General features: G+C 68.5%; 10 protein-coding genes, 3 pseudogenes and 1 CRISPR repeat array. Of the genes and pseudogenes, 7 read left to right on the top strand and 6 right to left on the bottom strand.

Annotated features, from left to right (window positions below):
- Nucleotides 1-73: 73 nt before the first annotated feature.
- The 5 genes and pseudogenes from AOK15_RS22920 to AOK15_RS42555 form a co-directional block, all read left to right on the top strand.
- Nucleotides 74-679, top strand: a pseudogene (locus AOK15_RS22920) (IS701 family transposase); the annotation flags it as partial.
- Nucleotides 680-748: 69 nt separating this feature from the next.
- Entirely contained in the window at nt 749-1,057 is a 309-nt protein-coding gene (locus AOK15_RS22925; RefSeq protein ID WP_055519862.1) for a transposase, read from the top strand.
- Entirely contained in the window at nt 1,054-1,740 is a 687-nt protein-coding gene (locus AOK15_RS22930) for an IS3 family transposase (RefSeq protein WP_107099485.1), read from the top strand. Before AOK15_RS22925 ends, AOK15_RS22930 begins: the two co-directional genes overlap by 4 nt.
- A pseudogene (locus tag AOK15_RS47130) lies at nt 1,671-1,871 on the top strand (IS701 family transposase); the annotation flags it as partial. The gene AOK15_RS22930 and the pseudogene AOK15_RS47130, both read left to right, overlap by 70 nt.
- 2,352 nt (nt 1,872-4,223) lie before the next feature.
- Entirely contained in the window at nt 4,224-4,394 is a 171-nt protein-coding gene (locus AOK15_RS42555) for an ATP-binding protein (RefSeq protein ID WP_276206226.1), read from the top strand.
- Nucleotides 4,395-4,594: 200 nt separating this feature from the next.
- Nucleotides 4,595-5,173: direct repeats of the CRISPR family, unit length 29 nt; unit sequence GTGCTCCCCGCGCCCGCGGGGATGGTCCC.
- 1,414 nt (nt 5,174-6,587) lie between these two features.
- Here AOK15_RS42555 and AOK15_RS22935 read toward each other — a convergent pair.
- The 3 genes from AOK15_RS22935 to AOK15_RS22945 are packed head-to-tail and all read right to left on the bottom strand — an operon-like array spanning nt 6,588 to nt 8,068.
- Entirely contained in the window at nt 6,588-7,292 is a 705-nt protein-coding gene (locus tag AOK15_RS22935) for a hypothetical protein (protein WP_055519864.1), read from the bottom strand.
- Nucleotides 7,285-7,851 carry an RNA polymerase sigma factor gene (locus AOK15_RS22940; RefSeq protein WP_055519866.1) on the bottom strand — a complete coding sequence of 189 codons (567 nt, stop codon included), beginning with the start codon at nt 7,849-7,851 and terminating at the stop codon, nt 7,285-7,287. The genes AOK15_RS22935 and AOK15_RS22940 overlap by 8 nt, the downstream gene beginning before the upstream one ends.
- Nucleotides 7,844-8,068 (bottom strand): hypothetical protein, encoded by a 225-nt coding sequence (locus tag AOK15_RS22945; protein ID WP_157870343.1) that lies wholly within the window; start codon nt 8,066-8,068, stop codon nt 7,844-7,846. The genes AOK15_RS22940 and AOK15_RS22945 overlap by 8 nt, the downstream gene beginning before the upstream one ends.
- 158 nt (nt 8,069-8,226) lie before the next feature.
- On the opposite strand from AOK15_RS22945, the gene AOK15_RS47135 reads away from it, so the two are divergent.
- A complete protein-coding gene (locus AOK15_RS47135) occupies nt 8,227-8,637 on the top strand; it encodes a hypothetical protein (RefSeq protein WP_055519870.1) in 411 nt (136 codons plus the stop codon).
- A 32-nt stretch (nt 8,638-8,669) separates the two neighbouring features.
- Here the strand turns inward: AOK15_RS47135 and AOK15_RS22955 are convergent, their stop codons facing one another.
- On the bottom strand, nt 8,670-9,449 hold the full coding sequence (locus AOK15_RS22955) for a hypothetical protein (protein ID WP_157870344.1): 780 nt from the start codon (nt 9,447-9,449) through the stop codon (nt 8,670-8,672).
- A gap of 218 nt (nt 9,450-9,667) precedes the next feature.
- Here AOK15_RS22955 and AOK15_RS22960 point away from each other — a divergent pair, with 218 nt between their 5' ends.
- The gene (locus AOK15_RS22960) at nt 9,668-13,696 is read left to right on the top strand and encodes an NACHT domain-containing protein (protein ID WP_107099490.1); all 4,029 of its coding nucleotides are present in this window, start codon (nt 9,668-9,670) and stop codon (nt 13,694-13,696) included.
- A 15-nt stretch (nt 13,697-13,711) separates the two neighbouring features.
- Here AOK15_RS22960 and AOK15_RS42560 read toward each other — a convergent pair.
- Nucleotides 13,712-14,571, bottom strand: a protein-coding gene (locus tag AOK15_RS42560) for an IS5 family transposase (protein WP_205632207.1) whose coding sequence is annotated in 2 segments (ribosomal slippage) — nt 13,712-14,211 and nt 14,211-14,571 — 861 coding nt in all. Because the reading frame shifts where the segments join, the coding sequence is not laid out codon by codon here.
- A gap of 551 nt (nt 14,572-15,122) precedes the next feature.
- Nucleotides 15,123-15,378, bottom strand: a pseudogene (locus tag AOK15_RS46155) (hypothetical protein); the annotation flags it as partial.

Below are 15,378 nucleotides of genomic sequence, written 5' to 3' on the forward strand. Positions count from 1 at the left end.
ACCTGACCAAGCACTACTAGTACTGCAACGGTCTTTGCGGTGACTGCTGGCCAGCTCGGTCGTTGGTGTGGTTATGGGTGGGGACCTTGGCGATGTCAGGTTGTGGGCGGGGGAACTGGGTGCTGTGCATGAGCGGTTCGTGCACCGGTTCAACCGGGAGGAGCCGCGGCAGTCGGCGCTGGCTTACATGCGGGGGCTGATCGCTCCGTTGCAGCGGAAGAACGGCTGGACGCTGGCGGAGGAGGCCGGGCACGCGGGTCCCGATCGCATCCACCGGCTGCTGAACCGGATCGAGTGGGACGCCGACGAGGTCCTGGACGACGTACGCGGCTACGTCGTGGAACACCTCGCAGACCGCGAGGCTGTCCTGATCGTCGACGACACCGGGTTTCTGAAGAAGGGCATCCGTTCGGCCGGGGTACAAAGGCAGTACTCCGGAACCGCAGGCTGCACCGAGAACTGCCAGATCGGTGTGTTCCTCGCCTACGCCACCGGACACGGACGCACGCTGATCGACCGACGGCTGTATCTGCCCACCTCCTGGACGGACGACCGGGACCGCTGCCGCCGGGCCGGCATCGACGACACGGTCGGCTTCGAGACGAAGGTGGCCATGGCCAAGGCGATGGTCCGCCGGACGATCGCCGACAAGATCCCGTTCAGGTGGGTGACGGCGGACTGAGGTTCCCCCGAGATGCGGGGAGAGGTGACAGCAGGTCAGATGGGGCTCACGAGAGGAGCTCTGACGATGCCTGCCCCGAGGAAGTACCCGCTGGAGTTGCGTGAGCGTGCGGTGCGGATGTACCGCGCTTCCGATCCGAAGCCCGTGATCCGCCGCATGGCCGAGGAACTCGGCGTGCACCACGAAGCCCTGCGTAACTGGATTCGCCAGGCCGAGGCCGATGCCGGTGAGCGGGGCGACATGCTCACCACCGCCGAGCGTGAGGAGCTTGCCGCCCTGCGCAAGGAGAATGCCCAGCTCAAGCGTGCGAATGAAGTCCTGCGGACGGCCTCGGCTTTTTTCGCGGCCCAGCTCGACCCGGCCCGGCCCAGGTGACGGCGCTCGTTGACGAGCACCCGCATCTGGGGGTCGAGCCCGTACTCCGGGAACTGAACATCCCCTCCTCCACCTACTACCGGTGGCGCCGGGCCGAGACCGAGCCGTGCGAGCGGCGCCTCCGGGACGCCGAGCTGACGGGCAGGATCCGGCAGGTCCACGACGATTCCGGCGGGATCTACGGCTCACCCCGCGTGCACGCCGTCCTCAAGCGTGAGGGTGTCCACGTCGGCCGCAAGCGCGTCGAGCGGCTCATGCGCCAGGCCGGCCTCGCCGGGATCAGCCCCCGCCGGGACAGGGGCTTCACTCACCGTGACCCGGACGCCGATCTGGCTCCTGACCTGGTGCAACGCGACTTCACCGCGAGCGGGCCGAACCGGCTGTGGGTCACCGACCTGACCATGATCCCCACCGGGGAGGGGCCGCTGTGGCTGTCCGCGATCCGCGACGCGTTCTCCCGCCGGGTCGTGGCCTGGGAGACCTCCGCCCGCGCGGACGCGGACCTGGTCCTCACCTCGCTGGAGTATGCCCTGGCCAGCCGCGAAGTCGCCCCCGGCGAGCTCGTTCACCACGCCGACCGCGGCTGTCAGTACACGTCCGTGAAGCTCACAACCGCCGCTACGTCGGCTGGTACCGGCACATCACCCTGGCCATGCTCGCCCACGCCTTCCTCGCGGCGATGAGCGCGCGAGCAGCCGAAAAGGGGGATGCACCGGTGAGGATGCCGTGGTCATCGAGCTCACCGTGGCGGAAGTGCGGCGACTCCTGGCAGCTCACGCACCCCGAGACCCTCACACCCTCACCCACGCGTTGAGCTGGTCGCGCTGGCGCCGACGACGCCAAGCGGTGGCCCGCCACTGCCACTACCGCCGTCGTGGGCACTCCTTCGAGGGGCGTGCGGGCAGAAGCCGTCCGTGACAGCATCCCGCCCGCTACACTCCCACCGTTCGACGTTTCCCCAGGTCAAGCCACGAAGTACTGCTGGAGTACTAGTGCTCCCCGCGCCCGCGGGGAATGGTCCCTCCGGCTCCCCGAGGACGAACTGGGAGTGGCGGTGCTCCCGGCGCCTGCGGGATGGTCCCGAGATCATCATCAAGTCGAAGACCTACCGCAGGTGCTCCCCGCGCCTGCGGGGATGGTCCCCGGTTCGACCTCGAGCAGAAACGCGGCTCCTCGTGCTCCCCGCGCCCGCGGGGATGAACCGGCCTACGGTCCGGGCCAGTCTGTGGCTGCGCCGTGCTTCCCGCGCCCGCGGGGATGGTCCCACGACGTCGTTCCAAACGGCCGACAGCCACTGGTGCTCCCCGCGCTCGCGGGGATGGCCCCCGCACCATCGGCGACGTCATCCTGTACGTGAAGTGTTCCCCGCGTCGTCTGCGAGGATGGTCCCTATCTGGAGACGTGGGCGCAGCCGGACGCCGCGTGCTACCTGCACGGCGGGGGATGGTCCCTGGCTGGGGTCTGCCCACGGCACCGACGCTCTGCTCCCCGCGCACGCGGGGATGGTCCCGAAGCGACCGAGGCGCCCGACGCGCAGGCGGTGTGTTCCCCGCGCCCGCGGGGATGGTCCCTCGCCCAGGGCAGCGGCGACCACGGCCCCGTCGTGCTCCCCGCGCCCGCGGGGATGGTCCCTCGACTCCTCACCTGGGGCCTGCCCGTGGGTGCCTCCCGCGCCCGCGGGGATGGCGCCAAGGCCTTCGGGGCACCCCAGTTGTGCTCCCCGTGCCTGCGGGGATGGTCCCGCCCTCAAGACGGCGGGCGGCGGCACCGGGCAGTGCTCCCCGCGCGCGCAGGGATGGTCCCTCCAGAAACGCGGCGAGGCCCGGTGCGCGAACGTGCTCCCCGCGCCCGCGGGGATAGTTCCTGGACCGCCACGACACGATGCCGCTGACGGCCGTGCTCCCCGCGCCCGCGGGGATGGTCCCCTCGGCGAACTCCTCGTCGCAGCCAACCCCCTGTGCTCCCCGTGCCCGCGAGGATGGTCCCGGCTTCGACTGCTCGGGCCTGGTCAACTGGGCGTGCTCCCTGCACCTGCGGGGATGGTCCCTCCTGCGCGGTCGTGGTGAACTGGAACGTGTCGTGCTCCCCGCGCCCGCGGGGATGGTCCCGTCGTCAACGGGACATTGGTGCCGGTCAATATGTGCTCCCCGCGCCTGCGGGGATGGTCCCACCGCGATGTCTCGGCTACGTTCCTGGCTCAGGCGCTCCCCGCCCCTGCGGGGATGGTCCCGAGCCCGTGCACATGGTGGGACGGGTCATCCAGTGCTCCCCGCGGCCGCGGGGATGGTCCCAACCTTCAGGACCAGCTGGAGGACATCCAGCGGTGCTCCCTGCACTTGCGGGGGTGGTCCCGTACGAGAGCGGCCGGTGGACTGCGCCAGGTCGTGCTTAAGCTTGCCTCGCCCATGGGGGAGGCCTCGACTGTTACTTGACGTAGCGTGTGACTACGCCGAAGAAGAAGGTCAGGGTGGCAGCAGCTCCTGCGACCGGGTAGAGGAGCACTGCAGCCACGAAAGAGAAAATGAGAAAATCACGCTCAGACATCTGTCCTCCAAATAAATTTTTCCAAATGCGACGCTCCTTGCGTCGAGGTGTTGAACTGCTTTAATCTTACCGTCAGCTGACGGTGCATCATTTTCCTGGGGTGGCTCCCTGCAGCCGCCGACTATTTCTTCTTTGGGCACGTAAAAGCCTAGGCCCCTCAAAGGGTTGTGTGACGTTGCTCACGGCAGTGTGGCGCGTAATTCTCTACCCCCAGAACAGCCTCACAGCGCCGCACGCCCAGAACACTCAGTGCAGCGTCTTCCCATGGCGACTGATAGGGGACTGACGGTCAGCCCTCCACGGCACTGCCCGCCCCATCCCCGGCCGCCCACGCGACATCACCCTAACTGCGCACCCTGGCAGCCCACGCTGGGTCTCTGTGCACGGTCACCCCGCGCTCCATTCCTACTGCTCACCCGCGAACACCCCCAATTGGCGCGCGACTTCTACAGGTGAAGTTAGTGGGGGTTATAGAGTGAATTCGGAACGCAACCTCATGAAATTCCCTTGAGGGTATGCGGTGATCTCTCTTAAACTGATCCCCAAAACAAGCTGTCGCCAGTTCTCCGAAAAGTGACCCTCAGTCAGTTCTCGAATGTTGACCCCTCTGGTAATCCTGCGCGTGGCTGTGTCACTCTCCGGGGGAGAGACCTTCTCCGACGACGTCGTAGCCGCCGCGATGATCGACCGCCTGGTCCACCCCGCCGAGGTCCTCACCCTCACCGGCGACTCCTACCGCACCCGCCAACGACGCGAACTCCTCGCCAAGGAGAAACGCGCGGGCCGCGACTGATCAACCCACTGGGGGCCAATTTTCTCGAACTTCCAGGGGGCAAAATTCAGGAACCGTTGACATGGTCGGCCAGTGGTGCTCCCCGCGCCCGCAGGGATGGTCCCCGCACCACCGGCGACGTCATCATGTACGTGGAGTGTTCCCCGCGTCGTCTGCGGGGATGGTCCCGGCACGAACAACCTCCTCACCGGCGACGCCCGGTGCTCCCCGCGCCCGCGGGGATGGTCCCACCAGTCCAGCGATGACGTTGCCGGCGACGTCGTGCTCCCCGCGCCCGCGGGGATGGTCCCTCCTGCCAGTCCTTCTCGCCCAGTGACGCTTTGTGCTCCCCGCGCCCGCGGGGATGGTCCCGGACCGGGCCACATCGTCGGGGTCTTGAGCATGTGCTCCCCGCGCCCGCAGGGATGGTCCCGCGGTCATGGCCCTCAACCCCTTCGTCTTGGTGTGCTCCCCGCGCCCGCGGGGATGGTCCCCGCGCATGCGACCGGGCCGTGATCGGCATCGGGTGCTCCCCGCGCCCGCAGGGATGGTCCCATCGAGTGCATGAGCGCCACAGACAGGCGTTTGTGCTCCCCGCGCTCGCGGGGATGGTCCCGCGGAGGGGGTGAGGATGACTCGCCCGGTGTCGTGCTCCCCGCGCCCGCGGGGATGCTCCCTACATGGAGCTCGTCGTCGACGCGCTGGTCGGGTGCTCCCCGCGCTCCCGGGGATGGTCCCGCACGTTTGGCCCGCGCGTAGCTCTGGAGCGGGTGCTCCCCGCGCCCGCGGGGATGGTCCCATGGGGGTACGCGCATGTCCGAGCCACTCTCCGTGCTCCCCCGCGCCCGCGGGGATGGTGCCGGCTCCCCGACCGGTACGACACGGCCGGTGTAGTGCTCCCCGCGCCCGCGAGGATGGTCTCGCCTCGACCTTGGTGCTGGCGTTGTCCCGTGGTGCTCCCCGCACGGGGATGGTCCCACCGCGATGTCTCGGCTACGTTCCTGGCTCAGTGCTCCCCGCTCCTGCGGGGATGGTCCCCCTCACACCACGGTTTCCGCGCGTTCCGGTGAGTGCTCCCCGCGCCTGCGGGGATGGTCCCAAGCCGAACCGGTTCTTCACCCGGCAAGAGCTGTGCTCCCCGCGCCCGCGGGGGATGGTCCCTTGCAGCTCACACCGCAGAACCTGCGCAACATGTGCTCCCCGTGCCCGCGGGGATGGTCCCCCGCGAGGCTGTGAAACCGTGGCAGCGCTCCGGTGCTCCCTGCGCCCGCGGGGATGATCCCCTGTTCACGCTGACCGGCGGCGCGACCGCAGTGTGCTCCCCGCGCCTGCGGGGATGGTCCCGCCCACACGGTGGGGGGAATGAGTGCGGCCAGGTGTTCCCCGCGCCCGCGGGGATGGTCCCGAGGAACAACCCTCGCCCGTTGGCGTCGCCTTGTGCTCCCCGCGCCCGCGGGGATGGTCCCCAGAGGCGGCCGACGTTGGTGATCTCGTAGGTGGGCTCCCCGTGCCTGCGGGGATGGTTCCTTCACGAACGCGTCCACGTCACCGAGAACGAAGTGCTCCCCGCGCCCGCGGGGATGGTCCCAGGCTCACGGCCCACCGCCCTTACTGCGCGAGGTGCTCCCCGCGTCCGCGGGGATGGTCCCCGGGCCTTCGACTGAGCCCGTTGGGAGATCGAGTACTCCCCGCGCCGGCCGGGGCGGCCAGTCGTGGTGCTGTAGGAGCCGCGGGGCCGGTGTGGCTAGGCCCGCTCACCCGCTGCGGTGGGCGGGCCACGTCACTGCTGGGCTTCCTCGGTCACCGCCCACTGGACCCCGAGTTCGGCCAGTGCCTGGTGTCCAGGAGCGGTTTTTCTGATCAGTGGGTGGTGGGCTGGCCTGCTCTGATCACTTTGGTGCGCTCCTTCGGTCGAGGGGTACGAGCGCGGCAGGGGTGGGCAAGGGGTGTGGTGCCGGACCTCGGGTGGGCTTGTGATCTGCGGGTTTGCCAGATGGCGCGTTGACTTTTCAGGTCGCGTCATCTGCGTTGGCCGGTGCTCATGTTCGTTGATCGCTGATATGGGGGCTGTCCTCTACGGGGCTGGGAGGCAGCGTGGCAGGCGGGGAACCCGGGGGCACCGACGAAACGGTCGCCGACAGTCGTCCGTCGGCGAGTTGGCTGACGATCTGGTGAGGTCGCCGGCGATGAGCGCGTCATCCGGGCGGGGGTGGCTCAGGCGGGGAGGGGCTGGTCGAGGTCTTCTCCGATCTGGTCGAGGAGGTGGTCGAGGATGCGCTGTGCCTGGGTGAGGCGTTGTGTGGCGCTGTCGAGGGTGTCGAGGGCGTCGTCGAGGAGCACGGCGTGGGGGTCTGCGGCGGGGCTTTCCAGTGTCTGCGCGACGGTGGTCCAGGCCGTGTTGACGCAATCGTGGATGTCGTTGAATGCCGCGGTGTTTTGCATCCTCGTGAGTGTCCTGCCTTGTGCTCTGGTGATGAGCCGCGAGATGACCAGCTGAGCGTGGGTCAGCTTGGATCGTGCGGTCTCCACGGAGGACGGGCCGTTGTCCGTCATGCTCACAAGGCCGTGGAACTGGTCGCTGGTGTGCTGCAGGAGATCGAGGGCGTCCTGTAGCCGCTGGTTGTCGTCGATGCGGGCGCGTTCGCCGGGACGCCCAGTGATGTGCAGGCTCGAACAGTGCAGGGCATCCCGGTCCAGGCCGTCTACCGGTCGCGGCGGAGCGGGGCAGGCAGGAAGGGAAGCGAGCTGCTGAAGACCGCCCGTGAGATCGAGGGCGTCGTCGAGACGCTGGGACAGTTCTTCGTCGGCAGCCGCAAGAAGCTGATCCAGACGTGTATCAGCAGCCGTGGGGTGGCCATCTCCCAGGACGGTGTCAGCCTCGGGAACCGTTGTCTCCCGGGACATGGTGTGTTCACTCATCGCGGCCCCCTGTCTCCTCAACGAGAGTCTGCTGCAGTCGAAGCCGGGCGCGGCTTCGGTTCTTCCTGACGGCGGCTTCCCGCATATCAAGCGCTTGGGCGATCTCCCGGTCGGTGAAGCCGTCCTGGGCCCACGCCATGACATGCCGCTGCAGCGGCGGCAGCTGGGCCAGTACGTTCAGGACCCGCTGATTTCCCTCTTTGAGGGTCACATGGGCGATGGGACAGGTACCGCCCGGGCGATCGGGCAACGGGTCGTGCGGGGTGTCCCGTTGGCCTGTCTGACGCAGATAGCAGCGGTGAGCGACCTTGCGCAGCCATGCCCGCGGATCCCGGATACTGTCCCATTTCTCGATGGCTACGGTGAACGCCTCATGAGCGGCATCGGCAGCCTCGTAGGGGGTCGCGCCGACACGGACCAAGAACCGTGTCAGCTGTGGCATCTCGACGCGGTAGAGGTCCTCAAGACTGCCGGTCGTTAACGCGGGCGAGGCGGCCCCGTCGATGTGTGATGGCGCCTGTACCGTCTTCCTCGCCACGGGCGAGACCGACTCAGCCACGGCGGAGCTCCGCCGGCTGCGCTCCCGTCACAACCTCGACACTGCCGGGCCGTTCCAGCAGACGGCTGCCGGGCGGCAGGTGCCGCACGCGCTCGCTGAGACCTTGCTGCTGCATCTCGGTTCTGCGCAGTTCGGTACGGCTGGCCACCCATATGTGCAGCAGCCGACACAGCCAGCCGCACAACATCAGCAGCCCTCCCCCGAGCACCGGATCCATCACGGTCCGCCTTCCCCGGCGGTGACCCGTTCACCTGCCGACACTATGTAGTGCACGCACCCCCGCCTTTTGTGACCCCGCCGTCTGTGACGTACGCCTCACAGACCCGGCAGCCGGATATTCTCAGGGCCTTGCCCGCCGGGAGGGAGAACTCCGCCATGGATCCGCAGGCCGGGGACTACCGGACGCAGGCGCGCTACTTCGCGGGCAGGGCCGTGCTGGACGGCGCGGCGCTCACGGAGGTGCAGGAGCGGCTCGCGCGGGCGGTGCTCGAGGTCGTACTGCTGGTGGGCCTGGCGCCGTACGACATCGAGGCTGCGGCAGACGGTGGGGAGACCGGGGTGGGCCTGGTCCCGGTCCCCGGCAACAATCGTGCGCTGCGGGTTCAGTGGCAGCAGGACCCGACGGCCGCCCGTCACCTTCCCTCCGAACTGTGCGATGCCCAGCAGGCCGCCATGAACCAGGCCCTGCGCGCGATCCTGTCCGCTCACCGGTTTCGGATCGTGGACGGCCCGCTGGGCGAGGCCCCGGCCGTCCTCGATGTGGTCCGGCCTCGTCGGCCGGGATGATCATCGGCCGCCGCGGCCCCGATCGGGGGGCGTCAGTGCCGGTAGCGCCAGTGCTGGTGCACCTTCAACACCTCGTAGCTCCATGCGGTGCGCTGCTGGGCGGTGGCGCGGCCGGTGGCCAGGCCGAGTTGTTCGGCGATCGCCGGGAAACGTGGGTGCATCTGCCGGTTGCCGACCGTCACCAGCGCTGAAAGCAGCGGCTCGCCGTCCTGGCGGTCCTCGTCCACCAGCCACAGGATGACGCTTTCATCGTCGCGGTGGAGGCGGGGCAGGCCCGGCAGGCGCTTGCGGATCGCGGGCCAGTTGGTGGTGGCGCCATCGCGGGCCGTCTGCTCAAGCAGCGGCCGCAGTTCGGTCGCGATCTCCCACAGCCGTCCGGCGTCCAGCAGCGCTGGCTCCGCCGTACGCGGCCGCGAGCCAGGCGCGGCCTGTGCAGCCGGGCGCCGCTCGGGCGTGGTGGTGGCCGGCGGCTCGGGGCTGGAGGACCAGGCGACCGCGGGACGCGTCGGCGCAGGCTCTGCCCCCGGGCGGGGCCGGGGCGCCGCGCGCTGTTCCGGGCGCGGTGCGGCTTTCGGGGACGCATCCCGTGCCTGGCGTCGCTCTTCGTCGCGCCAGCGACTCGAGCCGAGGATCTCCTTGTACGACGCCAGCCGTGCGCGCTGCTCTCTGGTTTCGCTCGGCGGCGCCTGTGCTGCCTGCTGCCAGGCCAGGGCATACAGGTCGGCCGCCTCCGCCACCGCGTGGTGGTCGATGGCCCGCTGCAACTCGGTCAGGGTGTGGTTCAGCGTGCGGCGGACTGTGGCGATCTCCATGGCCGTGCGCACCGGGCGGCCCGTGGTCCGGCGCCGAAAGTCCGTCTGCCAGGCAGAACCGCCACTGAGCCGCACCCGCGCCTTCGACAACAGTGTTCCCCTCTCTCCATGCTCAACTCTGCCTGAGCATCAACAGCCCGTCCATCAGTGGTTGTTGCGGTAAGCGGACCCGTGACAGGTGACCGACGGCCTCTGTAACGGGCTGCGACAATGGCCGTATGACGGATCGTTCGTCCTCTGGTGGCGCGGCTGCTACTAGGGGAACGGGGGCTGAGCCTCGAATCTTCGCGTGGCTGGCGGCCTATGCCTTGGCGGACGAGCCCCTGCCGAGCGGCGAGTGGGTACCGGACGCGCGCGTCACCGCAATCGGTCTGCAGACCGCGAAGAAGATGGACGACGTCGAGTTCCTGACCTCCGGGGGCGGCCGTGTGTTCATCCAGTCGAAGAACACTCTGCAGCTCCGTGGGGCCGAGGGTTCGGACCTCGGTGAGGCCGTGAGGCAAGCGGTCCAGCAGTATCTCCAGGGCACCGGGAGCAGGGGGATCGAGGAGCAGCGGGACAGGCTGGTGATCGTGACGGATGGGAACGCCTCACAGCCGGTCCGGGAGCATCTCGCGAATGTCGTCGACCGGTTGGCCACCCTCCCGATGACCTCTCCGGCCATGGAAGCGTGCCGTAATGAAGGTGAGCAGAAGGCCCTGGAGATTCTGCGGTCTCACGCCGCACGTGCTTGGTCCGCGCAGAAGAAGGGTCGGCAACCGTGCGAGGAGGATCTTCGAGGGCTGTTCCGTGTGCTGCGGGTACGGGTTCTGCATCTGGAGGAGGGGGGACCTGACCGGGTGGCGGCCGAGAATCTTCTGCGCAGGGTTCTCGCCGTTCCCGAACGGGCTTCCCCAACGTTTGAGCTGCTGCGGTCTCTGGGACAGGACGCCAACGAGAAGCAGCGGTGGTTCCATCGTCGACATCTGGTCCAGGCGCTGGAGCACAAGGGATGCGTTGTGGCCGACGATGCCGACGGCGAGCGGGGCATCCGAAGCATGCTCGAAGCCCAGGAACGGGCGGCGGCGTTCTTTCCGAACCCGCTCATCGAGCGGCGATCGGCAGTCGCCTCTGACGCCTACGTGCGCCAGGTGCTCGCCGCTGTCCGTACCAACGAGACCGACGAGGACGCAGACGACACCCGCGCGGCATCGTCACCACCAGCGGGCCAGGCCTCTGCCCCGCAGCCGATCCACGAGGTGCTCTCCGGGCCGGGATCACGGCATCTCCTTGTCGTCGGGGAACCTGGCGTCGGCAAGTCCACCCTGACGCTCCAGGAGACAGCACGTCTCGCGCGGCAGGCTCTCGACCATGAGTCCGGCCAGGCATGCCCGTTGCTGCCCCTGCGGGTGTCTGCCGTGGACCTTGCGACCCCCAACGGCGCGTGGACCACTACCCTTTGGAATTCGGCGACGAAAGCTCTGGCATTGAACCTGGACTGCCCGTTGCCTGCTGATCTGCTCGACGCCGCAACCGGTGTGGAGTGGCTCGTGCTAATCGACGGTCTTGACGAGGTCGCGGATACCGCCGCCCGCAATACGGTAGTGAAGACCCTCGCCAGTTGTGCGCGGCAGGACAGCCGTATGAGACTGGTGGTCACTACGCGTCCCCTGCCCCCCGATCAGGTGACGCTGTTGCGGGAGTCCGGGTTCGCTGCGTATGAGCTTCAGCCCTTCGATCATCAGCGACTGACCGATTTCGCCCACAAGTGGTTCGAGGAGGCGGAGGCCGACCGGTTCCTGTCCCAGGTCGGCCGGGCGGGACTGCGTGAGCTGGTGCGGGTGCCGCTGCTGGCGACCGTGGCCGCCATCCTCCATCAACAGGATCCGCAGCGGCCTCTGCCTGCGAATCGGTACGCCCTCTATGAGCAGTACCGAAACTATCTGCGTCAGGCGCGCACCGCGGCGGTTCGGACGAGCGGGCGGCGACCATCTGCTGCGGATAACCTTGATCGTCGGATTGACGAACTGCTTCAGCATTTGGCCCAGATCCAGATCAGCCACACCGCTCCCGATCTGCTGGACGCCGCCCAGCGGTGGACGCAGAGCGAGATCGGCATGCGGGAGACGGTGTCGACGCCCGGCTGGCCCGAGCTGGTCGCCGAGGCCCTCACGGACACGGGCCTTCTCGTGCGGGTAGGCTCCGGTGTGAGCTTCGTGCACGCGAGTTTCGCCGAACACTTGGCCGCCGAGTCAGAAGCCGAGCAGCTGCCCGAGCAGTTCGACGCAGATGATCCCGCCTGGCAGGCAGCTTTGGGCCGTGCGCTGCGAGCCCAAGCCCGGGCGGCGGATTCAGTTCAGCTGCCCGGTGATGAGGATGTTGCGCGGGCCGTCCTCGTCCACTACACCTACCTGCGTCCTGGGGCCGGGGCGGCGTTGGTGAGCCGTCTACAGCACGGTGGCCCCCTCGGCCGACTGCTCGCCGGTCATCTGCTCGCCGAAGGCAGCCTCTTGGCCGACGGGGCCGGCCAGGAACCGCTGATCGCGGAGTTCCTCGATCAGTTGCGCGATGCCGTGCACCGCCAGGAGGACGATCTGGAAGAGTGGTTCCGCATCTCCGGGTTCCTGCGTGCGGACCCGGTCACCGAGTACCTCCGTGCCCTGGCCCAGGACCGCTGCCAGCCGGCATACGAGCGTATGCAGGCGGCGCGGGCACTGGCCGTACATCACCCGGACTGCTCGGCCCGCGCGCTGCGCGACATCGCCGAGGACGAGGTGACCGATCCCAACAGCCTGTGGCGGGTGGCCCACTGGCTGCACGAAGCCGACTCCACACTGACAGAGTATGCGGCTGGTGTGCTGCGCAGGATGCTCGGCAGCCCGGCCGTCGCTCCGGATAGCAGACGCAGCGCGGCCGAGACCCTGGCCTCGCTCGGCGGGGCCTACCCCGAAGAAGCCGCCATGGTGCTCATCGAGTCGGCCAACGACCCGACGGCCACTGTCTCCGACCGCCTCGAGGCTGCCCGGCTGCTCAGAACCCTCGGCCCCGCGTTCAGCACCCAGGCCAGAGAGCACCTACTGGCGATCTACTGGCACCGAGATGCCGATGGGCTCATCATTGCGGATGCGCTGCGGGAACTGAGCGTGCTGGCCCCGGACTTCGCCGATAACCAGGCGGAGGGATTTCTCGCCGATCTCAAGTCCACCACCGATCGTCCCGAAGTCGTACAAGGTGATGTGATGTGGCTGACCGCGTCGGGCTCTCACCATGCGGAAGCGACCGCGGCCGCACTGCGCACGGTGATCGCGAACCCGCACACCTCGGACAAGACGCGGCAGACCGCAGAAGACGAGCTACGCAGACTGCTACCCAGCGAATCCACCGCCGCGGTACCCGACAACCGACCGGTACCCGTCCCAGCGGGCATCACCACACAATCCGCCGCGCAGCTGCGTCGCGTCCTCGCCGATCCCGAGGAAGACAGTTCGCGCCGGTTGGATGCAGCCAGGGAACTGAGCGAGTGGGGGCCGGCGGAGCAAGAACGTGCTGCCGCCGCGCTGCGGGATACGCTGGCAGAGGCGCGCACGGGTCCCGACCTCCACACCACCGCACTGGCGTTGGACGAGCTCGGGCGCGTGTACACACCGGAAGCCGCCAGCATCCTCAAACGGCTGATCACCGATCCCGCCGCGCCGCACAGGGACCGGATACGCGCCGCACGCACGCTCATCGGGCTCGGACCGCAGTACGCCGGGGAAGCAGCCGAAGCCCTCAAAAAGATCATCGCCGACCCCGAGACCGCCCCGGACAGCGGGCGCGATGCGATCCTGGCCATGGGGACCTTCCGCCCGGAATTCGCCCCCCAGACAGCCGCATATCTGCGCTCGCTGATGGCCACCCCCACCGCTGCCCCGTCGGAGCACCGCCACGACTGGGCCGAGGCTCTCGGGCATCTCGGGCCGCTGTGGGCGCAAGATGCCGCGCGCACGCTGCGCCAGACCATGGAAGACGACTCCGCCCCCGGAACCGAGCGTCTCGACTGCGCGGCCTCACTGGCCGAGCTGGGCTACCAGTACCGGGTCGAGGGCATCGCTTTCCTGCGGACCTTCATGGCCGACCGGACCCAACTCGACGACGACCGCTTCAGAGCCTCTCAGGATCTTTACGACCTCGCGGAAGAGTACGGCCATGAGACCGACCAGGTGCTACGAGAGACGGCGCCAGAATTCTATGCGGCTCTGGTCCGCACGTCAGGCGATGACGGCTAGGTTCTGTCTCTTTGGTCAGTGTCGTGCCCAGATGAAGATGGCGGCGAGGTGGAGTGCGGCCTGGTAGGCGATGGCGAGTTTGTCGGTTCGTGTGGCCAGGCCGCGCCATTGCTTGAGGCGGTTGATGCATCGCTCGACGGTGTTGCGCTGCTTGTAGGCATCCGCGTCGAAGCCGGGTGGGCGTCCGTCTTGGCGGCCTCGCCGCAGACGGTGGCCGACCTGGTCGGACGGCTGCGGGATGACCGCGCGGATCTGTCGGCGACGCAGGTGGCCGCGGACCGCGCGGGATGAGTAGGCGCGGTCGGCCAGGACCGTGGTGGGGCGGGTTCGGGGCCGGCCAGGTCCGGTTCGCGGCACGCGGATGCGGGCCATGACCGTCTCGAAGGCGGGCGCGTCACCGGCCTGGCCCGCCGTGACGGCCAGAGCCAGGGGCCGTGCCCGGCCGTCTGCGGCCAGGTGGATCTTCGTGCTCAGCCCGCCGCGGGAGCGTCCGAGTGCGTGGTCGGCCAGCTCGTGTCGCCCTGCGGCCCCCTTTTGAGCGCTCCGGCGGCGTGCTGGTGAGCCCTGACGACGGTGGAGTCGACCGACACGGTCCAGTCGATGTCGTCGACGGCGTCAGCGGCCGCGAGGACGGCGGCCAGGATCTGCTCCCACGTGCCTTCGACGGCCCACCTGATCAGCCGCTTGTGAGCGGTCTGGAACGAGCCGAGCTCGTCGGGGAGGTCCCGCCACGGCGAGTTGGTGCGGTACTTCCACGCGATGGCCTCGAGCGTGCGGCGATGGTCGGCCCACCGCCGTCCACGGACCGGGTCGGTCGGCATCAGTGGCTCGATCCGGTCCCACATCGCATCAGTGATTACTAATCGGACAGGCATATCCGATCAACTGATGTGCCCACCAAAGAGACACGCTCTAGTGCTCCCTGCGCCCGCGGGGATGGTCCCGCGAACAAGGCTGACAGGGCGGCACACAGGTAGCGCTCCCCGCGCCCGCGGGGTCGGGGCGTCTTGGCTGTCGGTCGCGGTGCCGTAGGGGCTGTAGGCCCGCTCACCGGCTGTGTTCTGGTGTCTTCTCCTGGGGCAGTCAGTGCTGGGTGTCCTCGGTCATAGCCCAGTGGACTCCGAGTTCGGCCAGTGCCTGGTGTCCAGGATAAGTCTTTGTGATCAGTGGATGGTGGTCTGGCCTGTGCTGATCAGTTGGTGGTGCGGCTGTGATCAGGTGGTTGTGGTGTGTCTGTACGTGCAGTGGCTGTGGGGGCTGATCCTGGGGTGGGCTGAGCTGCGGGTTTGTCAGTTTGCTGGTTGGTGATCAGGTCGTGTCATCTGTGCTGTGCCGTGGTTCAGGTTCAGTGATCGTTGGTATGTGGCGGTGCTTGGACGAGCCGTGTGTGTCTGGGGGAGGGCATGGCGGTGAATCGTCCTGGTCTTCATTCGCCGGCGAGTGGGCCGGCTGGCAGGCGGCGGTGGTGGCGGGGCAGAGCGGCCGCCTGCTCGGGCTCGACGTCGACGGCCGCGACGAGCGTGGCCAGTAGTTCGGCGCGTGAGGTGCGTTCTCCGGCTGCGGCGGCCGCGTGGTGGTTTCGGTGTTTTTGTCTATGCGGGTGTTGGTGACTGGCCGGTGGTGTCTGTGTCGGCGGGTTGAGGCCCAGGCGGTAGCCCTCCGGGTGGTGGTTCGGGTGGGGG

It is taken from the genome of Streptomyces ossamyceticus (genome assembly GCF_001418475.1).
GTDB lineage: Bacteria > Actinomycetota > Actinomycetes > Streptomycetales > Streptomycetaceae > Streptomyces > Streptomyces ossamyceticus.

Coding starts and splice junctions, on each gene's coding strand:
- AOK15_RS22925 (WP_055519862.1), top strand. CDS start 749: ATGCCTGCCCCGAGGAAGTACCCGCTGGAGTTGCGTGAGCGTGCGGTG.
- AOK15_RS22935 (WP_055519864.1), bottom strand. CDS start 7,292: ATGAGTGAACACACCATGTCCCGGGAGACAACGGTTCCCGAGGCTGAC.
- AOK15_RS22945 (WP_157870343.1), bottom strand. CDS start 8,068: ATGGATCCGGTGCTCGGGGGAGGGCTGCTGATGTTGTGCGGCTGGCTG.
- AOK15_RS47135 (WP_055519870.1), top strand. CDS start 8,227: ATGGATCCGCAGGCCGGGGACTACCGGACGCAGGCGCGCTACTTCGCG.
- AOK15_RS22955 (WP_157870344.1), bottom strand. CDS start 9,449: ATGGAGATCGCCACAGTCCGCCGCACGCTGAACCACACCCTGACCGAG.
- AOK15_RS22960 (WP_107099490.1), top strand. CDS start 9,668: ATGACGGATCGTTCGTCCTCTGGTGGCGCGGCTGCTACTAGGGGAACG.